Raw genomic sequence first — 21,213 nt, 5'->3', positions numbered from 1 at the left:
TCTGGTTTCTGGCATAATTGTCATCGCTCGCTACCAGGTATCGTAGCGAAATAAGTTGATTTCATCCCTCCCCCGTCTTGAACCTTCAAAAGAGCGTGTAGGTCTATGCTTCGACATAAACTCATTCATCCGCAAATTACCGCGATTATTGCCGCTGCGGGCCACCACAGCACGATTCTGATCGCCGACGGCAATTATCCGGCTGCCAGCAAACGCGGCCCACGCGCGGAACTGGTCAGCCTGAATTTGATGCCGGGGGTGCCCACCTGTGACCAAGTGCTCGAAGCCCTGTTGTCGGCGATTCCGGTCGAAGCAATTCAGACAATGCAAACCGAAACGAGCGGCCCCTACGCCTTGGATGGCGATCCGCCGGTGTGGGAAGACTACCGCAAAACGATCAAAAACGAGGGGCTCGATCTAGAAATTCAGCCCGTCGACAAATGGGCGTTCTACGAAGCGGTTTCCACGAATGATCACGTGCTGACGATTCAAACCGCCGACCAACAACGCTACGCCAACATCTTGTTGACCGTCGGCGTGCGGATGGATTAGCCATTGTCGCTGATTCGATCGTTGAGGATCACAGGGAGCGTCGCTCCTATTACTGAAGCATTTAACGTAGTGGATCTTGCTAAAGATCCCTGTGCGATAGGCCTTCACGAAAGGACTGTTGACGAGATCCCCTAATCCAGTCATTGATTTGACGTCCCGACATTCGTCCTGCATTCAACAACGGACTGGCCAGCACTGCTAGGGCAACAGCGATGCACAGACGAGTTCCTTGTCGTTGCGGGCATAGATGAAACCGTTGGCGATCGCGGGTGCGGACCAGACCACGCCGTCCCGGCGATTGAGTTGCTCACGTGTCGGCGAGATCAGTTTCGTTCGCGAGTGCTCGTGGTAACCATCCGGTGCGACCGTCGCAAAGATCAATTCGCCTTGCTCGTTGAGCATGATCTCCGATTCGCCATGGCGGATCGTATGGACCGTGGCCCAGCGAGCACGATTGACCGCGTTTTGGTCTTCCCAAACTCGGTCGCCGGTAGCTAAGTCCAAGCAACGCATCTCACCATAGCTGTCAACGCCGTAGATGAAGTCGCCTTTGATAAACGGGTTGCTGATCATGCAGTGCAGTGCAGTGCGTCGGTATTCTTCTCGTCGATACCCACGCGGTGCCAAAGCTTTTCAGCGGCCGGTCTGTCGTGGTGCAAACGAATCAGCATCGAGCCGTCATAGAACGACGAAACAAATAGCTTGTCGTCCTGAACCACCGGCGTTGGCACTCCGATCGGCATGTTTCGCGGTAGCATCGGGATGCTCCAAAACACGTCGCCATTTTTAGGATTCAATCCGCTCACCGACTCGCCGGTCCAGCACACCAGGACATCTTGGTCGCCCTGCTTGATCAAGATCGGCGAACTGTATCCGGCGTGTTCGTCCAGCGCGTGCCAAACTTCTTTGCCCGTGCTGCGATCCATGGCAACGACACAAGCATCTTTTTCACCAGCGGCGATTTGGATCACGGTATCTTCGTAAATCAGTGGCGCCGTGGTGATGCCCCAAATTGGCATACGAGCGTTGTAGTCAGTCGCCAGATCACGTTTCCAAAGGATTTCACCCGTGGCGGCGTCAAAGCAAAAGAAGTTGCCCATCGCACCGACCGAGTAGGCCTTGCCGTCGTCGATGGTCACGCTGGCCCGCGGCCCGGCACGATAGCTGATCGTGTAGTTGACATCGTAGCTGTGCTTCCAAAGCTCTTGGCCCGTGTTGGCATCGAAGCACAGCACGCGTTCGACTTCCTTGTCTTCGTTGCCGTCGCCATGGTCGGTCACGTAAACACGGCCTTCTGCGACCGTCGGACCACTATAACCGGCACCGATTGGGGCCGACCATTTGTGTTGCAACTTCCCGGCAGGCAATTCTTTGATCAGTCCCGTTTCGCGGAGCACCGCGTCTCGGTGAGTGCCACGCCACTGAGGCCAATCTTCGCCCACCACCACGGTTGTCACGCAGACGGCCGATAACAGCACGATGCTCGAAATTGTATACGGACGCATGGGATTTCCTAAAAAGGGTGAGGAGACGTGAATCGCCAAACGCTCAGGCGATTTTGCTTTCTTCGCTTTGCTGAGAATCGTTTTCCGAGCGACCGATCAACCAAAGGAAAAGGGCTGCGGACAATCCAGCCGAACCAAAGATCATACACATCACCATGATTTGATAACGCGCCGCGATCAGCGGCGATACTCCGGCCAAGACTTGGCCCGTCATCATTCCGGGAATCGAGACAATTCCGACTGCGTACAGCGAGTTGGTGATCGGAATGAACGCCGCTTTCAACGCGACCTCGCGAGCTTGAGTATCGGATGACCCTCGCTCGAACTCTGCATAATAGCGTTCGGCCGCCAAGCTGACCGAATTCATACTGCTGGAAAGCGTCATGCCTGCCAGTGGGATGAAAACACGCGGGGCAAACCAAGGGTCCAGCCCCAGCACGATTTGGGTCATCACCAAGAACGTCGATCCTGCGCCGAGCAGGATTGCCAGAAAGGCGAACTGAAAGTTTCTCGCGCGGTCGCGTGGGATGGACCGCAGCGAGATCCAGCTGGCCGCAACCAGCATCGCTGTAAACACCCCGATCACCACAAGCGATGTGTCCGTGCTGAAAATGAATCCCAGCAGATAACCGACCAGCGATAATTGCAGCAGCATGCGGATCACCCCGATCAAGGCCGCTCGAAACCCGAGCGACCAGCGGATCATCAGGGCAAGGACCAGCACGACTGGCAATAACGCAAACGCCAATCGATGCAGTGGAATGACGTCGGTCATGGATCAGGCAATGGTTACAAGTAAGCGACAGCAGCGAAAAACATTTTGCCCATCGTATCCATTTTCAGAGCCTTGACGATGGCAGCGGCATCATCTCGTCGCAAATTCGCCAAGCGCTTGGGGATGTGGGATAGGCTTCCAGCCAGTCATTGCAGAATACCCTTTTCGTAGCGAAACTCGCCAAGAGTTTCGGCGAGGGGGGAAAGGGAGCAATGCTCTTGTGCGCGTCCGATCCTTGCCGCGGGTTACCCGTTGCCTTACGGCCCGCGGCTCACATGTTGCTTGAGCTGCAATCTTGCAAAATTACTTTTGCTTGCTCAGACGCAAAAGTCGCACTTCCATCACTTCGTCGCCAGGGACTTTGATCGCCGAAAGTTTTAGCGGTCCACGCCCTTTGGCCAACGTGATTTTGCCAACATGCATCGGTTTGAAATCTTTGACGTATGATTCGGACCCGCGATTGGGTGTCCGGTCGGCTTCGGCGCCATACGCGGGAGGATCGTGGGCCTGGGTGACTTTGCCAGTCAGTTTTGCATCGCCAAAATCGAGTTGGAACTCGGCTCCGACGTCATCGGCGGCACATGTGTAAAAGATCTCGACGTCAAACGTTGCCGTCTCGGAAACCTCGATGTCCCAAGTGATCGCATCGTTGGGGGCGCCGACCCAGTGAGTGAAGTATGAACAGTTGGGAGCTCGGCCGCTTCGCTGGACGCTGCCGTGTTCCACCCCGTCACGGGCTGGCAGCAACGTGATCGGGGCTTCGCCGACCGGGAACGGACGCTCGTCGGGTTTGACGAGATCGCCAAGTTCCTGGACATACTGGTCCGCAGTTTGTTTCATTTCGCGGACCACATCTGGGTGTCGTTTCGAGACATCAGTGTCCTGGCCGGGATCCGCAGTGATGTCGTAAAGTTTGCCTGCGGCGTCCATGCGGAATCGTTGGTTACGAACGCTCACCCGCGGTTCTGGCGTTTTGCCTTTTCCGCCCCGTGGCGGTTGGTACGAGATCAACATCCGATCGTCCCACTGGGGTGTTTCGCCGCTCAGTAGCGGAACAAGTGATCGCCCATCGAGCGGTTTCTTTGGCGAAAAAGAAACCGAGGCGAGTTCGGTCAACGTCGGCAGCAAATCAACTGCTCCGGCGATCGGCTTGATCGTTTTGCCTTGGACGATATGGCCAGGCCATCGCATCAGCATCGGGACTCGGATGCCGCCTTCGTCGATACTTCCTTTGCGGCCCTTCATGCCTCCATTCCAACGCCATCCGTTGGGGCCGTTGTCGCTGAAGTAAATGACGATGGTATCTTCGGCAATCGAAAGCTCATCAAGCTTCTTCAGCACTCGGCCGACGTTCCAGTCGATGTTTTCGCACATCGCCAGTGCCGCTCGCAAATGAGGCATGTCCTCTTGTTTGGGATTGCGGTTGTGCATCTTTAGCGGTCGATTGGCGACCTTGTCAAAATACTCGTCCGGAACCTGCATTGGCGAATGCGGTGTGTTGTAGGGCAGGTAACAGAAGAACGGTTTGCCCTGCTTGTGATTCGATTCCATGAACTCCATCGCATGGGTTGTCAAATCGTCCGTGATGTAGCCTTTCCCCCGAGTGATTTCATTGTTGTGTTCGAGCATTGGGTCAAAGTAATGACCCCAGTGTCCGGAGGTGAAACCGTAATACTCTTCGAACCCACGCGCATTGGGGTGATAGGGGAATTGGGATCCGTTGTGCCATTTTCCGAACGCGCCGGTGGCATACCCTGCTTGCTTAAAAATGTCGGCTATCGTGACTTCGTCGGGATTGATTCGCTCTTGGCCTGTCGAGACGCCTCGCACGCCGGTTCGAGCATAGTAACGCCCGGTTAAGAATTCGGCGCGAGTGGGGGCGCACACGGGACAGACGTAAAACCGATCGAACAAAACACCGTCGGTGGCTAGCGAGTCGATGTTCGGAGTCGACAGATTTGTATTGCCATGCACACTGAGGTCACCCCAGCCTTGGTCATCGGCAAGCATGATGACAACATTAGGGTGTTCCGCCGCCAGAGCAATTCGCGGTTGGAAGCAAGCGATGGATGCGAGGCAAATCAGTGCGGCGGCCACGAGCGTGGTGGCGCGGAAACCAGTGCGGCAGTGATGCGGTTGTGGGGTGGGCATGCGATGACCGAGCGTCATCGTCGAGGCAAATGAACGAGTCATTCAGGATCCTCTGGGTTAGGATGGGGGGCGGGCGTTTTAGGTGCCAAATGGCAACCCCCACTATCGTAACCCACAACGGCGATCGAATCATCCTGCTGGCTTGAGAGACGTGATATCGATCCCGAAGCCCAGGTTCATTCTAAAACCGGTGTCCAGCCCAAGGGCTGGACTCTCACGAAAATCCATTCCCTGGATGCTTAGGTCGTCAAAATGTACGACTTGTTGCAAGTCGTTTGGTACTTCCAGACGGGGTCCCCGAGAACGTCGAATCGGGGTGAAATACCGAGTCCTGGTTCGGTCGACGCTGCCATCCGTCCATTGACGCGTTGCGGCGCGCCGTCGGCGATCGACTGCGTCACATAGCTGTTGAAATCGGTGGACGTAAATAGGTATTCGGTCGGAGTGCTGTGCGCCAGATGCGAAATCGCCGCGGTGATGATGTCGCCACCCCAGCTGTCTTCGAGCGTCATCGCGATCCCAAGCGAAACGCAAAGATCACGAGCTTGGCGAGCTTTGGTCAAGCCGCCAAATTTACTGATCTTGATATTGACCACGTCCATGGCGCGATCGGCGACCCCTTTTAGGATGGCGTCCACCGAGTCGATCACTTCGTCTAGTACAAACGGCAGCGTCGTGTTTTGGCGGATGCTCAAACATTGTTGATAGGTGGCACAAGGCTGTTCGATGTAGACGTCAACGTCCTTGACCGCATTGACCACTCGCATTGCTTCGTGCATCAACCATCCGGTGTTCGCATCGGCGATCAATTTGTCGCCCGGTTGCAAAACGGCACGAGTGGCGCGAATTCGCTCGATGTCATCATCCGCTCGGCCGCCCACTTTCAATTGGAATCGTCGGTAACCTTCGGCGCGGTAGCTGGCTACATTTTCAGCCATCTCGGCTGCAGGTCGTTGTGAAATGGCTCGGTAAAGCACAACGTCGTCGCCATAGCGACCACCGAGCAACGTGCTGACGGGCATTTCAGCCGCTTTGCCGAGAATGTCCCAGCATGCCATGTCGATTGCCGATTTGACGTAGGGGTGGCCCTTCATCAAACGGTCCATCTTCAAGTTCAAAGCCATCAATTCGGTCGGGTCATCTCCGATTAAATGGGGCGCTAACTCTTGAATACCCGTTCGAGCACCGGCGGCATACGCAGGCAGATAGACGGGGCCGAGTGGGCATACTTCGCCAAAACCGCTAATTCCTGAATCGGTTTGAACCTCGACCACAGTGCTGTCAAAAACGTCAACGCTTTTGCCTTCGGACCAACTGTAGTTGCCTTCGTGTAGCGGAAGGTCGACTTGGTAAATCTTGAGTCCTGTGATTTTCATTGATAGAGGCTCTTTAAAGAGAACGCGGCATGTGAGTTGTGAATGAGCAGGCCTGTCGAATCGTTCGGTTTGACGACACGCCGCCAAGCTAAGGTGTCTTTGTTGGGGAACGTTCGCTGAAGGGCCGCAAATGCGTCTAATCCTATAGATCAGGGCCTCCTCAGCATGACACTGTGCATATTCTAGCGGTGGGCATTTCAGGTTACTTGGCTGGAAAATCCCTCAATTGAACATTTTGCGCATAGTTCCACCGTTTCTTCACGCTCCTGCGGCAAAATGGTCCATCGAATTGGGGGGGCTTGCCGATTGTATCATCCTCATTGCGTCATGGGCTCGCGAATCGATCTCCGATATGCGGTGGCGGTCATGCCACAATGCTTTTTAAACAGCTGGACAAAGTACTGCTGCGTCGTAAATCCGCTGCGTTCGGCGATCCCTTCGATGCTCAGTTCGGTGTCTCGCAGTAACTCTTTTGCAGCCTGGATGCGAATTCGGTTGATTTCTTGATTGGGCGATCGTTGCAACAACTCGCGGCACCCGCGTTCGAGTTGACTGCGTGAAAGCGGAACCGCTTCTAAGACGTTTGCGATTCGAATCCCCTCACAAGCGTGTTGTCGGATGAATCGAATGGCAGCTGCCAGCAGCGGATCGCTGGTGGCAACGATGTCGGATGATTGCCGCGTGACAACGCCGATCGGTGGGACCAGCAGTGGGGTCGTGCGTGGTTTGCCGCCGCTCATCATTCGGTCCAGCAATCGAGACGCTTGGTAACCAATGCGATGCCCGTCCAATTGCACGCTGCTAAGCGTCGGCGTGCTGATGGTCGTCAGTGTCTCGTCGTTCTCGACACCGACCACGGCGATCTGCTCAGGCACCCGGACGTCGGCGCGGCGGCATGCATCGAGAAGCCAACATCCTAGTTGGTCGGTACAGGCAAGAATCGCGGCAGGTTTAGGAAGCTGCTGGATCCACTGGCACAACCGAGCCTGTTGACGTTCCCATTGACTCGGTTTCTCCGTTGCACCGGATTGATGGAATTCTTCGCATGCGAATCCAGCGGCACGGAGGTGATCGACAAAGCTGTTCCGGCGGTCGATAAAAAATTGCTCGGTGTCGAGTCGGTAAATGCCAAAGTGTTCATAGCCAAGCTCAAGAAAGTGGGACGCAGCCAACTTGCCGACGGCATGATTGTCGACGCCGACAAAGGGGAATCGCTTGGCAAGTCGGCTTGATCGAAGCTCGACGGTCGGCACTCCCACCTGGGTCACCGCACGCTCGATCGCCGGGTTGCCCGAACGTGTCAAGATTCCATCGCCGTCCCAGTTTCGCAGCCAAGGAGGCGGTTCGGATTCGAGGTCACGTAGTTCGACAAACATCGACCACGATGCTTGTTCGGCAGCATAGCGTTTGACGCCACTGAGCAAGTCGCGCCCGTAGCTGCGTGAGGTTTCGATGATCAGAGCAACGCGGCGCAGAACAACAGTCTCCTTTGATGTATTCAGACTCAGCCTAATCGGCCGATTAGGTAACGCAATATAGTGTAAAAGAATGACGCAAAAGCGTATGCGTGATTCGTGCCGGTCCATGTTAAAATTGCCAGATCCTTCGTCGGCCGGCGATTTCCCGCCTCGGCTGATGCCGCACGGTGCTCTCCTGCCCCACACCGATCCCCACCCAGAGTTCTTCGATGAAGCGACGTCAATTTTGCCAGCTCGCTGCGACCACTGCGACCGCCTGCATGGCATCGCCCTTGTTGGCGAGTGATTCCGCCGCATGGCGACCGAAATACTTGCTGGGCTCGTGTCTATACGGTTACGCCCCAGTGGCCGACGTGGTGGCCGAGGTTCGCAAGACCGGCGCCAAGGCCATCGACATTTGGCCCAAAGTGCACGGGAACCAGCGTGAGCAGATTGATGCGATGGGAGCCGACGCTTTCGCCGAATTGCTGGCCAAGCATGACGTCCAACTTGGCTGTTTGACGCAGTACAGATTGGGACCGTTTCGTTTGCAGGACGAAATGCGTTTTGCAGAAAAGTTTGGCTGTAAAACGATTGTCGCGGGCGGTTCGGGCCCGAAAGGCTTGAAGGGCAGCGAGCTGAAGCGTGCCGTTGGCGAATTCGCCGAAAAAATGAAACCGCATCTCGCGGTTGCCGCGGAAACCGGCGTCACGATCGCGATCGAAAATCACGCCAACAATCTAATCGAATCGCCTGATTCGATGAAGTGGTTGATTGAATTGTGCCCGAGCCCGCATCTCGGAATCGCGTTGGCGCCCTATCACTTGCCACAAGATCCTGATGCATTGGCCGGTTTGATTCACGAATTGTGTCCGCGGATCGAAGTGTTTTATGCGTGGCAGCATGGGATGGGCAGCACAACAAAGCAAGCTCGTGAATTGGAGATGCAGCAAATGCCTGGCCGTGGCGAGCTCGACTTTGCTCCGATCATGCACGCACTTGCCGAAGAGAGTTACTCGGGCTGGACCGAGATTTTTATGCACTCGTTCCCGCGAGGAACCGCGATCGCCGACACGACCGCCGCCGTCACCGCCGATGTGAACCGCGCTCGAGATTACTTGGCATCACTGTAACGAACCCACAGACCTCTTTCTTCTCTTTCGAAGGCTCAAAATGACCATGGAAAAAGTATTGATTGTGATTGGTGACGCCAGCGAAACGCTGGACACCATGTACCCATATTACCGTTTGCAAGAAGCGGGATTCCAACCCGTGGTCACCGCACCCGAAAAACGGCGTTATCAAATGGTGATGCACGAAGTCAAAGCGGGTTGGACGATCACCAAAGAATGGGAAGGCTACACGATCGATTGCGACGTACCGTTTAGTGAAGTCAATGAAGAAGAGTATGCCGGGATCATGTTCTCGGGCGGACGAGCACCGGAATACATTCGTTACGACAAAGATCTGGTGCGGATCACCAAGCATTTCTTTGCCACCAACAAGCCGATCGCATCGGTGTGTCACGGAGTCGAGATTCCCGCCTATGCCGATTGCGTTCGCGGCCGCCGCATGGCGACCGTTCCCAAGTGCAAATTTGACCTCGAGGTTTGTGGCGGCACGTTTGTTGACGAAGCCTGTGTGGTCGATGGCAATTTGGTTAGCGGCCGGACGTTTCATGACAACGGTCACTACCTAGGGCCGTGGATTGATTTGTTGGTCAAAGCACGCGATGGCGTCGTGGTAGTTTGATGCGAAACTTGCTTGTTATTGTTTGGGTTGTCACCGTCGCATGGACTGCAATCGCGGCGGCGGAAGAATTGCGTTCTGATTCGGCGTCCCTCCATGATCCGTCGGTTCCGCCTGTGGTCGCGGGTTTCGATCGATTCGCCCGGCACGGGGATATCGATGCCGTTGACGGTGGACGCTTGTTGCTTGGCGAGCTGAGCTGCACGGCGTGTCACGCAAGTGGTGATACCGCCGCAGGCAAAAACACCGCGGAAGCGATTGAGCCGAAGCGAGGTCCACGACTGCACAGTGCGGGGATTCGTTACTCGCAGGCTTGGCTGGCTGATTTCATTGCTTCGCCACACCAGGTCAAACCGGGGACGACGATGCCCGATTTGCTGGGCAATCGTTCGCCACAGCAGCGACGTGAGATCAGCACCGCGATTGCAGCTTTCCTTGTCGAAACTGAGCGTGCCGATTATCCCGAGATCAAAGCGACCGGGGCGAATCCGGTGATGTTCGAGTTTTGGAAACGTGGCGATGCGGATCGTGGTAGCGAGATCTTTCACACACGCGGCTGTGTTGCCTGCCATTCCAGCGACGCTGACTATGTTGTGACCGGGGCAATCACATCGCCGGTTGATGCATTGTTAGAGGAACTTGACCCCGAAGAACTCGCTGACATGGGGTTGGCCGCCGCGGCACGGCGAGTCGAATCGATTCCACTCGGCGATCTGGCGGCCAAGTACAGTCGTAAATCGTTGGCTCACTTCTTGCACGATCCAGCACACACGCGGCCTGCTCTGCGGATGCCCGATTTCAAACTATCGAGCAACGAGTCCGCGGACTTAGCCGAATATTTGTTAACTGCATACTCATCGAATAGAAATTCCGTCGGCAAGCAAGCGTCCGCCGATCAACCGAGCATTGAACACGCGAACGATCCAGCACTGGTTCAGCAAGGACGCGAATGGTTCATCGAATTGAATTGCGCGGCTTGTCATGACTCGTCCATCAAAACGGATTTGCCAAATGCGATGCCGTTGTTGGCGGTCGATGCAGAATCCGCAAATGGTTGTTTGGGAGATTCGCCGCAACGCCGGGTGCAGTACCCGCTCGACTCGGTGCAGCGAGACGCCATCGTCAAAGCGATCGCGAATGCCAAGTCGGGGCAGACGGTTTCAGCAACGCAACAGCTTGATGGCATCTTGTTGGCAGCGAATTGTTTTGGGTGCCACCAGCGAGACGAACTCGGAGGGATCGGACGCTATCGAAAACCCTATTTTGAAACCGCGGGGCACATCGATTTAGGTGACGAGGGCCGCTTGCCGCCTCCGCTGACCGGCGTCGGTGCAAAACTGATCTCCACTCACCTTACCAACGTTGTCTCGGGTAAAACGCCTGCGATCCGTCCCTACATGCAAATCCAGATGCCGCGATTCTCGCAGGAGGTTGCTCACGCATTGCCAAAACTGTTCGCCGAAGTCGACGATGCCAATACTGCCGACGCGACGCGGGTCTTTGGCGACACCATAGACTTGGCCGATGCGGGACGCGAGTTGATGGACATCGGTTGCGTTCAGTGTCATACGTTTGGTGGCAATGCGTTGCCCGGAGTGACGGGCGTTGATCTGAGCAAGATTCATTCTCGGATTCGTCCTGCATGGTTCGAAACGTTTCTGCTGAATCCGGGCAATGTCAAAGAACGGACAAGGATGCCGACGTTTTTTGTCGATGGCAAAAGCCCGAGACCCGATCTGCTTGATGGCGATCCGAAACGGCAAATCGCAGCGATGTGGGCCTATTTAAACGCATTGCCAAAGCATTCCCTGCCAAGCAAGATTGAAACGTCGCGAGCCGAAAATTACGAGCTTTCCCCGACGGATCGCCCGTCGATCTTGCGGACGTTCATGCCAGGAGCCGGAACGCACGCGATCGCAGTCGGCTTTCCGGAACAGGTCCACTTTGCCTTTGACGCCGAACAAGTTCGCCTGGCGACGATGTGGCGGGGGCGGTTCCTTGATGCTCAAGGAACTTGGTTTGTTCGCTCTGCACCGCCAGCGGAGCCACTTGGGAACGAGGTTGTTGAGCTTCCTGAAGGATCATCCTTTGCCAAATTGAATCAAGCAAACGAGCCTTGGCCTTCGTCGACGGAAGTGCGGTTTGGTGGCTACCGAATCGATGCCGATGGATCGCCCGAATTCCTGTACCGCTATGCCGGAGTGGAATTCACCGACCATATCGAGCCTTTGGCAGCACAGGATCGATCGGAAACGCATCACAAACCAGGGCTGCGACGGACGATCACGCTGACGTCAGGCGAGTCGCATGCGAACGCCACGGCCGCTCCGCTTTGGTTTCGTGTTCATCAAGGTGATCGGCTCACACGAATCGATGACCACACAATGCGACACGAATCTGGTCAAAACGGAGCCGGGCAAAACAGTGCCGGTTTGACCATTTCAATTCCGCCATCGCTTGCACGTGACGCTCACATTTACCAGAGCGATGAGATAACTGAGTGGCGTGTCCCCGTACGCGAATTTCCCTTTAAAATTGAGGTTAACTATTCATGGTAGTTCGCGTGCTTTGGAACACATGCGTGCTGGCGCTGGGGGCGTCCCTGGTGACACCCCAAACGATAAACGCAGCCGACGAAAGTGATTACTACCGCATCGTTTCGATCGAGGTTGCCGAAGCGAGTGATTCGCGGTCGGCGAATTGGCAACCGGCACCCGAAGGTTTGGTGCTGGAGGTCAGTGGCTTAACGGTCATGGACGATTCGCGAATTGCTGTTGCGATTCGCAAGGGTGAAATTTGGATGATGGACGGCGTCTATGACGATCCGCCCAGCAATGTGAAATATGAAAAGTTTGCCTCGGCGCTGCATGAACCGCTCGGGTTGCTGTGGCACAACGATTCTTTTTATGTGACTCAGCGATCCGAGCTGACTCGGATTCGTGATCGCGATGGAGATCACGTTGCGGACGAGTATTTGACCGTCGCTAAAGGTTGGGGCGTGACCGGGCATTACCATGAATATGCCTACGGACCCAAACTGGATCATGAAGGCAATTTATGGATCACGTTGAACATCGGATTGGGATTGAAGGGAGATCAGCTGACGCGAACCGTTCAAAACAAAACGCTTGGCTACCGGCAAGGCCTGTGGCGTGGTTGGGGAATGAAGGTTGCTGCTGATGGAGATCTGATTCCGGTTTGTGCCGGCATGCGATCGCCATCAGGGTTGGGAGCGAACGCGGATGGCCAGATGTTCTACACCGACCAACAAGGCAACTGGGTCGGCACCAACACGCTGCATCACATGCGGTCGGGTGCGTTTTTCCATCATGCGGAATCGTTGGCGTCAATCGATCATCCTGAATCACCGATCACGGATGTCGCGTCGGTTCCCGATGGGTTGCCGTTCCCAGACGCGCTGAAGGCGTTTCCACAACTCGTTCCGCCGGTCGTTTGGTTTCCTTACAAAAAGATGGGGCAATCAGCGACCGACATCATGTTGGACGAAAGCGGCGGCAAGTTTGGTCCGTTCGCAGGCCAATTGTTTGTCGGCGAGTTCACGCAAGCGTCGATTCATCGCGTGTTCCTAGAACAGGTCAACGGCGAATACCAAGGTGCCTGTTTCCCGTTTCGTAGTGGGTTTGCGTCGGCGGTGTTGCGGATGGCCCAAGGGCATGACGGCAGCATGTTTGTCGGACTGACCAACCGAGGTTGGAGCAGTCTGGGGGCAGCGTCGTACGGTCTGCAGCGGTTGGTGTGGACTGGCGAAACGCCGCTGGAAATCAAAGAGATGCGAGCCAAGCACGACGGATTTGAGTTGACGTTTACAAAACCGGTCGACGTCAAAACCGCCGCGGATCCCGCGTCTTACACGATGTCGGGTTACACCTACCTGTATCAATCCTCGTACGGCAGTGATGAAATTCAAACGAAGTCGTTGGCGATTCGCGAAGCGAGAGTATCCGAGGATGGTTTGCGAGTTCACTTGGTCGTCGATGGGTGCCGTGAAAAGTTCGTCCACGAGCTGAACGCGATCGGGGTGCGAGGTCGAGGTGGTGAACCGCTGCTACATACCCATGCCTATTACACGCTGAATCAAATTCCAGCAGCCGAGTAATTCCGCTTTGCACAACTACGTAGCCTAGGCTTCCAGCTGGGTGGTTTATCGGAATGTCACCGACGCCCCAGATTCCCGGCGGCAGTCGAGCGAATGACTGGATACGCTGCTATACTCAAGCCGCAGCTTCTTACTCAGCGACGGGCTGCGACTGATGCGGCAGATGCAGTTGCGGTCGCCTCGTGATCACACCGTTCGCCACCCTATCTAGCTCGGAGAAGTTTCGATGAGATCGATTCATGTTGGTGCTGTGATTTTCGCGTTCGTCTTTGTCACTCTTACGCAGTTCGTGTTCGCAATTGTCTCTCCGGCACAAGAAGTCTCAAACGCCGAGGTCCATCCTGCTTCACCGAAAACGATGTTCGCATACCTCGCGACGGGAATGCGTGTCGGCGTCAAATCCGTGGACGGCACCGCAAGTGTTTTAATTTTTGTCTACACGGACGAAGACTACAAAACGGCGCTCGCTACATCGAAGCTTGCGGGACGAGGGGCTGTCGCCAAGGATGCGGCAGCGAGCCATCCAGCGATCCAACGTGAGTTGGACGCCTATATGATTCGTCACAACCTTGCGGAGGAAGCCGTAGACCGTCTTTACGTTATCTCTGCTTTTCGAACGACATTTGGAACGCTGGAGGCGATTGGCGACGACTACCTCATGATCGAAATCGACGATGACATTAAGGTTGATGCAAATTCGACGTCAAAACGACGTCGCATTATCCCCAAGTCGTCGATTGGATCGATTGATCTCGACGCAAAACCCGTTCAGATCGTTGACACCAGGCCACCATCACGAAGCTAGAGCAATTTGAGAAATGACGTAGGTTAAAAAAGTAGCTACGTTCGCCAGAACGTGGTCCACCGCGAACGCGACGGTAACTACATCAAAGATAAAAATGCACTAGGGTGGTAGGCGTGCATCGGTTGCCTTCTCTGGACCCGACTTTCCGCCGGGCGAAGCCGCGATAACATCGTCGTGATTTCGCATGGCACGTGTTCACAAATCCAAACTCTCGCTGTGCTTCATTTCGCCAGCTTTGGAATCAATCGCTTGACCAGTTTTCGGGCGGCTTCTTGCAAACCGGACTTCGCGGCGATCTGCTCGGCCAGATCGATTGACAGGGTGGTCTCGGCGTCGGAGGTTAACACCGTGCCATCGGACTGTTTGATCACTTGAACTTCGACGCGGCATTGCACCGATACCAGATCAGCGCGGCTCATGGCGAATTGAGAAAGGCCTTCTCCTTTGATCAGGACGTCCGCGCGAGCCGAGTTTGCGTTGTCCGACGCGATCACGTCAAATCCTAGCTCGGTGAGTAGTCGCTCGATCTCGGTTTGGGCCGCAGGATCAAAGGTTTGCTGGCCCACGTGTTGCTCGGTGACGGCGACCGTAACGCTCGGCAGCTTCTTGTTCTTGCCGCGAAGCGATTTCCGAGTGCTCGCAAGCCAATCGTCGACCGCAACCGGTTTCGGCAGCAGCAGCTTGGCTTTCTTCGCGACCACTTTGTCCACTTCCGCAGCCAATTGCTCGACCAGTTCACCCAAATCCGCGTTGGAGGAACCTTTTACCGACGCGCCCGCCAAGCGACTGGTTTCGGTACCGATCACCTTGGCGACCAAATATAAATCGTCGTTGACTTGCAAAACCGATCCAGTGATGAGCAGTTTCGCACCCGTCAATTTTCCAACTTGCACCGCCTCGTCCGCTTTGACGATGCCGGCTTTGCTAAGTTTCAATTCTTCAAATAGGTCGTCGATCGTTTGGCGTTCGACCAGCATCACATGCTCGGAAACGATCAGGTTCGCGAACAATAAATCGGCAACCTGAGCGGCTTCTTCTTGCACATCGCCACGGCTTTCAAAGGGCAGTATCGCGGTCGGAATCGGTTGTTTGGCATCGGCGGCGGTCACAGGATGGCTAAACGCGATCAGCAGACTGAGCACACAGTCGCAGAGTATGGAGGTTCGGTACATCATCGATTCTTTCATGGATCTGGTTGTGGATGGGGAAGTGTTTGGAGCAAGATGTGTGTCAGCAATTCACGCGGCACGGGGGATTCGTTCCACCGCGAGATCAACGGCACACCGACAAACAGACAACCGCCGTGGGTCTCTCTTGATTGATACTCGGCAAGTTGCCAAACCTGAGGTCCGATTGCCGGAGTCATTCGCAATTGGTTGTTTGAAACTTGCAATTCCCAGCCGCGAGCGTGTTCGGCGTGCGACGACCAGAAATCGAGGTCGAGTTGTTTGGGACGCCAGCGACTGTTCGTAATGCTTGTGAAAGCGAGCTTCACGCGATCAGCGGCCGACGTCTGCATCGGCCACGTTGATGCATCAGCGGGGTGAAGCACGATCACCCACTTTCCGTCGCTGGCCCATTGCTCGGCCGCTTTGACGATCCGTTTGTCCCACGCGATGGCTTCGCCGATCACGATGATCGCTTCGCTATCGATGCGTTTCAAAGACGCGGCCACATTGAGGGTTAGGCCTGTTTGTTCCAATGCATCCTCCGTGATGCCGGCGGGATCGTACAATGCAATTCCGCCATCGCTGAGCGTTTGACGGAGGTTCACAAAGCAATCGGGCGAATGCAATCGCAGAGGATGTCGTGTTTCGGAAAGCGGATCGCCAAAGTGCAGAAACAGGTCCACCTCCAGCATCACATCTGATTTGACTTCGGGAGTCTTGATCACAAAGGACCGTTCGGCGGCATCGCCGGTATTTGATGATTGCAAGTCATTAGCCGGTTTCAGTTCGCTGACGCCTTGGGTTAGCGTACGATTGGCTGTGTTCAGACGCCAGTGAGCCTTTTTTGACGCAGATGCCACCCCAGGTGCGAGCGTTAGCGTGCAGGTTTCGCCGGCAAACTGGTCCGATTGGCCCGGTTTCAATTGGGCCCATGATGGGCCGGCGATGGACGCAACCAGCAGAAAGACGGCCCCCGCCGTGACGCGAATACCACGCGAGCATGCGGAATGTGGTCGTGAGTGAGCGGTACGCTCGGGTGAATTAGTTGTCACTGGATTGCACCTCGAATACATGGGGCCTTTTCGTCACCTCTGCCAATCCGGCATGGGTGGCGATCCACAGTCGGTCGGCTGCCCAGACGCCATCATCCGAAGAATAATATCCGTCCATTTTGAATCCATCGCGGGGACCATACATCGAAAAATCGCCGGTATGTTTATTCACTCGATAGAGTCCACTGCATAAAAATTTCTCATAAGGAGTGCCGCCAAACCAAATTTCATCTTTGTGTTCAATCAAGAACTTCACTTGATACCCCGCCTTCTGACGCCCGTGCGGATACCAAGCCTGTTTGAACCAATCTTCCGGGATCCCAGGTTGATCAAGCGGGTATAATTCACGTTGACTGGTGGACGCCCAGTAGCCGATTTCAGCGGGAAATAGGAATGGGGATTTTAGCGAAGTCAGTTCTAGCGGGCTCCACGTTTCGGTTTTTCGATCGTACTGCCGAATCGATTGGATCGAGCGTGCCAGGATCTTGTCGTCGCTGACAATGATGTGCGTCGGAGCTTGGTCGGGAGCATTCTTGCCTTCGAAGATGGTCACGGATCCGTCGTTGGTGATCTTCACCAATCCGCCGCCGCGAGCGGTTCCAACGCCGACGTAACACTCGTTGGCCACTGTACGGAGCGATTCGATATGCAGATCCGGTAACGACTCGTCGAGTCCCCAGTGGTGCCATTGTTGGGACGTGATGTCGTAGCGATACAGTCCCTCGTCGTCGGTTCCAACCCACAACGAACCGGCATCGCTGTCCATGCACGTGATGCGTCCAATCTCTGCTTTAATGGTCGCCCAGGATTCAGTGGCGATGTCGAATGCAAAACATTGGTACCCCTGCTTTCCTCGCCCGCCACAGAAAATCCGTGATCCGTCGGTTGCCAATGCCACGCAAGACTTCGGGAGTTTGTCCGCGTTTGCCAGATAGCGAACGTTGATTTCTCGGTCCAGATTCAACGGGACGCCACCTGCGGACTTGATTGCCCCAGCCACCGAGGCTTGATTGATCAAGTGAGGAACCGACTCGGCTGCGCGAACCCATGTCGCCACCGCTTGCTCATTTTGACCGAGTTGCTGCAAGCAGTACCCACGCTGCAGGTCGTAGTAGCCGCGGTTCAGCGAGCGAGGCAGACTCGGTGAAAACGAATCCAAGACTTTCATCGCAGTATCAACACGGTCGGCTCGTCGCCAATATTCCGCGGCGTGAATCAGCAAGTTTTCAAAGGCATGTCGCTCGGCATGTTCCTTCATTCCGGCGAACCCGATTGCGGCTTGCTCGTACCACTTCGCCGCTTCTTCGTATTCGCGTTCTCGGGCAGCGGATTCCGCAAAGTACAAACAACCTGCGTGTCGCTTCCACCGGTTTTCGTCACTTGTCCAATTGGCAATCAACGCTTCGGATTCGGGGGTATCGAGCAGACGGGCGATGCGGCTCGATTCGGTGGCCAGTAACCGCTTGACCATGGCATCGTCGACCTCGTCGATTCGCTTCGCCGCGATTCGCAGCACCGGCATCAATGATTGGATGTCCTCGGGTTGCAAGTACCGTGCACTGAGCAAATTTAGGATCCGTCCCCAACGATAATCGCGATGTTGCGGCGGCATCCTTTCAAAAGCAAATCGCACGTTCTCGGTCGACATCCGACTGAGGTTCGGATCGACGGGGCGACTGATGCCGAAGGCGTGATGCCGTCCAATTCCCGAGAGTAAATGTAGCGCCGCCGCTGCCAAATCGCTGTTGGGATTTTGCCGCGTCACTTGCCGTAGCAGCTCGCCGGCACGCTCGTGATTGACAATGCCGTCGATGTGATGGCTGAAACAAAACGCTAACGCGTATGCCGCCACGGCGTGATCAGGATCAATGAATAGAATCGTCTCGAGCCGGTCGATCGACTTGCGAAGCAAATGAGTGCCCAGCGGAGTGTCGGCGCTCACCACGCTGGCCCAATAGCCACGTGATTCGTACTTGAGGGCGTTCGCGTCGACCTTTTCACGCAGATCGATGCCGGGCACGCGGAAGCTGCGTTCGCCGCCCGAGCTGGGAGATCGCGGGCGAAACCGGTACAGATCGCGAAGGACTTGGTCGAGCAGCCGCTTTGTTTCATCGCGCGCAGCGCCCGCGGATCGATGATGTTCGGCGAGTCGGGCAGGCTCGGGCAAACGAGATGCCTTGGACAGAACGCCCGCAATCTTTATCGCCGCCAATGACAATTCATGCGGCAATTGGTTCGGCGTGGTCTGGAACCCGAACGCATGAATCGGTTCTTGCTGCCCGGCCTGAGTCACTTGCCCCGACACTTCGATTTGCAAACTGCCGTTGGTGTTGTGTTCGTTCAACGTTCCTGTGACGAAGTAGCCAGCCGATCGCTCTGGCATTTTCACTGGCAGCGATGTCAACTCGACGAACCCCGCCTGGATCAGTTCCATCTCACGCACCAGCTCGCTCATTTGAGATCGCTGCAAGACATGAAACCGTCGGTGGTTCAGCAATTCCGCGGTCAGCATGTCGCGTATCCCCAGCTCAAGCGGTCTCAGTCGCACGAATCGTGCTTCGCACTGAAACGCGGCGACGGCGACGGAGATCGCAGCTTCCGATGGGGATTCGACTACTGCGGATAAGTAGCGAGCCGTGTTCACAGCTGATTCCTCGACCGAGATCTCGTCCACCGCCGCGATACTGACGCCGCGAATCGTCCCGGTTTTTACTTCGACGACTCGCACGATCATCCGCGTGGAATCGATTTCCCCTTCGGCCGATAGAAATTGGGCGTTCAGAATCAAATCGGCCGAAAGCAATTTGCCAAACGGAGTTCCCTCGTGTTGCGGTGTCCCCAACGTTTGGCTGATCAACTGTTCTTGTATCGCCGTTTCGATTCGCATCCGCTCGACGACGATGATCGAATCGTTTTGGCTGAGCTGAAACTCAAGCAGATCAAGGAACGCATTCGCACGATCCTGTTGAGTCTGCGTCTGCGAGTCTCGCAGCGTTGTTGTTATTGCCACCGAGATCGGTTCAGCCGAAACGACGGTTCCGATTAGCGCAAAAACCGTTCCGATCAGCGTAAAGACGACGAGTGGCAGCATGCGAAGTGGCATCAGATCAGCTCTCCATCACATGGCTTTAGCAGTTCGTGCACGACGACGAGTTGCCATTGCTGGTCGCCACGGTTTCGCTGCCACACTATCCCCGGCTGGTTAGCGATGCAGTGTCGGGTCCGCTGCTCTGCGACGTCATCGGGCGACGAAACTGTAAGTTCGATCCACAGTGAATCGTCGGGAAGCAGGTGCGACCACGTTTGGACCTCGATATCCGAGATGTTTGACAGATGAAATTGATGGTCTTGGCTGCCGATCCACTCTTCGCTTTGCACCGTTTTCCAGGCCGTGTTTGTGTTTCGCTGTTGCAGCACAAACCGCACGATGACTCGCGGCGTTTCACTCCGGGCGACTGTTTGGTTGACCAGATCCACTTCGACCGTTTGGCCACGTTGATGGATCGAACGAACTTGGTGCTCAAACACGCGATCAAATTCGCAAACCAAAACCTCGCTGCGACGAAGTTCCTCAGGCGTGAACGACCAAGATGATTGTGGGGCCGGTTCGGAATCAACGATTGCTCCGGCGGGGTTGGGTTTGCTCAGGTATTGCCACGCGAACATCACAAACACGATGCAAACGCCCACAGCCAGGCACGCGGCAACACGAATCCACGATCCACTTGCGTAGGGCGAGGTGCCGTTGGGCGGCAGCGTCACTGACGCAGTGCTCGGGTCTGGGCCTGCCGAAAACTCGTCAAGAAAACGTGATTGCATGCGATCACGTTGTGCTTGAGTCGGTTCCAGTCCGCTTCGCCAATTGTGAAGCGTTTGATCGAGTTTGTCGTCGTCGGACGGTTTCATTTATTTCTCCGGTAAATTGTTACCGATGTTCCTGCCACAATTGTCGCAATGCGGGGATGTTACGAAGTGATTTCCTCGCCTCGCTGACACGTTGATAAACGGCATCGACCGAACAGTTTTCAATCTCTGCAACGTCCGCAGCCGACAATCCTTCGATCACCATCAGCACCAACGCGGTGCGTTGCTTGTCGGTCAAGTGTGCGAGTGCATGTTCGATCTCATTTCGAGTCTCTTGCTGGGTGAGCACAATGTCGTGTGATTGATTGGTTGCTGCGACACGTGTGACATCCGCCGCCGCGTCGAAATGCTTCGAGCGAGTCTTTTGGCGACGAAGGTCACTGCGAATCGTGTTCACCAGGATCGTGTACGACCATGTGCGAAAGGTTGCCCGCGTGTCAAAGGAATCGATCCATCGCACGACTTTCAGCATTGTCTCTTGTGCCACCTCTTCGGCTTGGCTGTCGCTCAGCATCATTGCCCGAGCCGTCCCATAGAACTGCGACAAATAGCGTTCGGCTAATTCCGCCAACGCGGAAGACTCTCCCCGCTCGCGCCACCGATCGATCAATTGCTCATCGGATTCCGGCATAAGACTTAGA

General features: G+C 55.4%; 17 protein-coding genes. 6 read left to right on the top strand and 11 right to left on the bottom strand.

Annotation, left to right across the window (positions count from 1 at the left end):
* Positions 1-105 precede the first annotated feature (105 nt).
* Positions 106-552 (top strand): RbsD/FucU family protein, encoded by a 447-nt coding sequence (locus tag ABEA92_RS12520; protein WP_345684171.1) that lies wholly within the window; start codon positions 106-108, stop codon positions 550-552.
* Positions 553-750: 198 nt separating this feature from the next.
* Here ABEA92_RS12520 and ABEA92_RS12515 read toward each other — a convergent pair whose 3' ends face one another.
* The 6 genes from ABEA92_RS12515 to ABEA92_RS12490 all read right to left on the bottom strand — a co-directional run bounded on the left by ABEA92_RS12515 (position 751) and on the right by ABEA92_RS12490 (position 7,816).
* Positions 751-1,125 (bottom strand): PQQ-binding-like beta-propeller repeat protein, encoded by a 375-nt coding sequence (locus tag ABEA92_RS12515; protein ID WP_345684170.1) that lies wholly within the window; start codon positions 1,123-1,125, stop codon positions 751-753.
* Positions 1,122-2,057 (bottom strand): outer membrane protein assembly factor BamB family protein, encoded by a 936-nt coding sequence (locus tag ABEA92_RS12510; protein WP_345684169.1) that lies wholly within the window; start codon positions 2,055-2,057, stop codon positions 1,122-1,124. Before ABEA92_RS12510 ends, ABEA92_RS12515 begins: the two co-directional genes overlap by 4 nt.
* 43 nt (positions 2,058-2,100) lie before the next feature.
* Entirely contained in the window at positions 2,101-2,832 is a 732-nt protein-coding gene (locus ABEA92_RS12505; RefSeq protein ID WP_345684168.1) for an ABC transporter permease, read from the bottom strand.
* 303 nt (positions 2,833-3,135) lie between these two features.
* The gene (locus ABEA92_RS12500) at positions 3,136-5,025 is read right to left on the bottom strand and encodes an arylsulfatase (RefSeq protein ID WP_345684167.1); all 1,890 of its coding nucleotides are present in this window, start codon (positions 5,023-5,025) and stop codon (positions 3,136-3,138) included.
* Between the two features lie 197 nt (positions 5,026-5,222).
* Positions 5,223-6,359 carry a cis-3-hydroxy-L-proline dehydratase gene (locus ABEA92_RS12495; RefSeq protein WP_345684166.1) on the bottom strand — a complete coding sequence of 379 codons (1,137 nt, stop codon included), beginning with the start codon at positions 6,357-6,359 and terminating at the stop codon, positions 5,223-5,225.
* A 317-nt stretch (positions 6,360-6,676) separates the two neighbouring features.
* The gene (locus tag ABEA92_RS12490) at positions 6,677-7,816 is read right to left on the bottom strand and encodes an AraC family transcriptional regulator (RefSeq protein ID WP_425572431.1); all 1,140 of its coding nucleotides are present in this window, start codon (positions 7,814-7,816) and stop codon (positions 6,677-6,679) included.
* Between the two features lie 230 nt (positions 7,817-8,046).
* On the opposite strand from ABEA92_RS12490, the gene ABEA92_RS12485 reads away from it, so the two are divergent.
* The 5 genes from ABEA92_RS12485 (at position 8,047) to ABEA92_RS12465 (ending at position 14,487) form a co-directional block, all read left to right on the top strand.
* The gene (locus tag ABEA92_RS12485) at positions 8,047-8,949 is read left to right on the top strand and encodes a sugar phosphate isomerase/epimerase family protein (protein ID WP_345684164.1); all 903 of its coding nucleotides are present in this window, start codon (positions 8,047-8,049) and stop codon (positions 8,947-8,949) included.
* A 46-nt stretch (positions 8,950-8,995) separates the two neighbouring features.
* Positions 8,996-9,568, top strand: coding sequence for a DJ-1/PfpI family protein (locus ABEA92_RS12480; RefSeq protein ID WP_345684434.1), 573 nt, complete (start codon positions 8,996-8,998; stop codon positions 9,566-9,568).
* Positions 9,568-12,123, top strand: coding sequence for a c-type cytochrome (locus tag ABEA92_RS12475; RefSeq protein ID WP_345684163.1), 2,556 nt, complete (start codon positions 9,568-9,570; stop codon positions 12,121-12,123). The genes ABEA92_RS12480 and ABEA92_RS12475 overlap by 1 nt, the downstream gene beginning before the upstream one ends.
* The gene (locus ABEA92_RS12470) at positions 12,117-13,682 is read left to right on the top strand and encodes a DUF7133 domain-containing protein (RefSeq protein WP_345684162.1); all 1,566 of its coding nucleotides are present in this window, start codon (positions 12,117-12,119) and stop codon (positions 13,680-13,682) included. The genes ABEA92_RS12475 and ABEA92_RS12470 overlap by 7 nt, the downstream gene beginning before the upstream one ends.
* 226 nt (positions 13,683-13,908) lie before the next feature.
* The gene (locus ABEA92_RS12465; RefSeq protein WP_345684161.1) at positions 13,909-14,487 is read left to right on the top strand and encodes a hypothetical protein; all 579 of its coding nucleotides are present in this window, start codon (positions 13,909-13,911) and stop codon (positions 14,485-14,487) included.
* 221 nt (positions 14,488-14,708) lie between these two features.
* Here ABEA92_RS12465 and ABEA92_RS12460 read toward each other — a convergent pair whose 3' ends face one another.
* Genes ABEA92_RS12460 through ABEA92_RS12440 form a run of 5 tightly spaced genes read right to left on the bottom strand, consistent with a single transcriptional unit; the run spans position 14,709 to position 21,203 of the window.
* Positions 14,709-15,662, bottom strand: coding sequence for a CsgG/HfaB family protein (locus tag ABEA92_RS12460; RefSeq protein WP_345684160.1), 954 nt, complete (start codon positions 15,660-15,662; stop codon positions 14,709-14,711).
* 8 nt (positions 15,663-15,670) lie between these two features.
* Positions 15,671-16,708, bottom strand: a complete 1,038-nt coding sequence (locus tag ABEA92_RS12455) for a hypothetical protein (protein ID WP_345684159.1) — start codon at positions 16,706-16,708, stop codon at positions 15,671-15,673.
* The gene (locus tag ABEA92_RS12450) at positions 16,698-19,811 is read right to left on the bottom strand and encodes a CsgG/HfaB family protein (protein ID WP_345684158.1); all 3,114 of its coding nucleotides are present in this window, start codon (positions 19,809-19,811) and stop codon (positions 16,698-16,700) included. The genes ABEA92_RS12455 and ABEA92_RS12450 overlap by 11 nt, the downstream gene beginning before the upstream one ends.
* Positions 19,811-20,614: a hypothetical protein gene (locus ABEA92_RS12445; RefSeq protein WP_345684157.1), complete on the bottom strand. Its 804-nt coding sequence runs from the start codon at positions 20,612-20,614 to the stop codon at positions 19,811-19,813. Before ABEA92_RS12445 ends, ABEA92_RS12450 begins: the two co-directional genes overlap by 1 nt.
* Before the next feature lie 19 nt (positions 20,615-20,633).
* A complete protein-coding gene (locus ABEA92_RS12440; RefSeq protein WP_345684156.1) occupies positions 20,634-21,203 on the bottom strand; it encodes an RNA polymerase sigma factor in 570 nt (189 codons plus the stop codon).
* Positions 21,204-21,213: the final 10 nt, after the last annotated feature.

The organism is Novipirellula caenicola (assembly GCF_039545035.1).
Classification (GTDB): domain Bacteria; phylum Planctomycetota; class Planctomycetia; order Pirellulales; family Pirellulaceae; genus Novipirellula; species Novipirellula caenicola.
Note: the sequence above shows the minus strand (reverse complement) of the source record. Positions and strands in the feature narration are given on the sequence as shown.

Coding starts and splice junctions, on each gene's coding strand:
- ABEA92_RS12520 (WP_345684171.1), top strand. CDS start 106: ATGCTTCGACATAAACTCATTCATCCGCAAATTACCGCGATTATTGCC.
- ABEA92_RS12515 (WP_345684170.1), bottom strand. CDS start 1,125: ATGATCAGCAACCCGTTTATCAAAGGCGACTTCATCTACGGCGTTGAC.
- ABEA92_RS12510 (WP_345684169.1), bottom strand. CDS start 2,057: ATGCGTCCGTATACAATTTCGAGCATCGTGCTGTTATCGGCCGTCTGC.
- ABEA92_RS12505 (WP_345684168.1), bottom strand. CDS start 2,832: ATGACCGACGTCATTCCACTGCATCGATTGGCGTTTGCGTTATTGCCA.
- ABEA92_RS12500 (WP_345684167.1), bottom strand. CDS start 5,025: ATGACTCGTTCATTTGCCTCGACGATGACGCTCGGTCATCGCATGCCC.
- ABEA92_RS12495 (WP_345684166.1), bottom strand. CDS start 6,359: ATGAAAATCACAGGACTCAAGATTTACCAAGTCGACCTTCCGCTACAC.
- ABEA92_RS12485 (WP_345684164.1), top strand. CDS start 8,047: ATGAAGCGACGTCAATTTTGCCAGCTCGCTGCGACCACTGCGACCGCC.
- ABEA92_RS12480 (WP_345684434.1), top strand. CDS start 8,996: ATGGAAAAAGTATTGATTGTGATTGGTGACGCCAGCGAAACGCTGGAC.
- ABEA92_RS12475 (WP_345684163.1), top strand. CDS start 9,568: ATGCGAAACTTGCTTGTTATTGTTTGGGTTGTCACCGTCGCATGGACT.
- ABEA92_RS12470 (WP_345684162.1), top strand. CDS start 12,117: ATGGTAGTTCGCGTGCTTTGGAACACATGCGTGCTGGCGCTGGGGGCG.
- ABEA92_RS12465 (WP_345684161.1), top strand. CDS start 13,909: ATGAGATCGATTCATGTTGGTGCTGTGATTTTCGCGTTCGTCTTTGTC.
- ABEA92_RS12460 (WP_345684160.1), bottom strand. CDS start 15,662: ATGATGTACCGAACCTCCATACTCTGCGACTGTGTGCTCAGTCTGCTG.
- ABEA92_RS12450 (WP_345684158.1), bottom strand. CDS start 19,811: ATGCCACTTCGCATGCTGCCACTCGTCGTCTTTACGCTGATCGGAACG.
- ABEA92_RS12445 (WP_345684157.1), bottom strand. CDS start 20,614: ATGAAACCGTCCGACGACGACAAACTCGATCAAACGCTTCACAATTGG.
- ABEA92_RS12440 (WP_345684156.1), bottom strand. CDS start 21,203: ATGCCGGAATCCGATGAGCAATTGATCGATCGGTGGCGCGAGCGGGGA.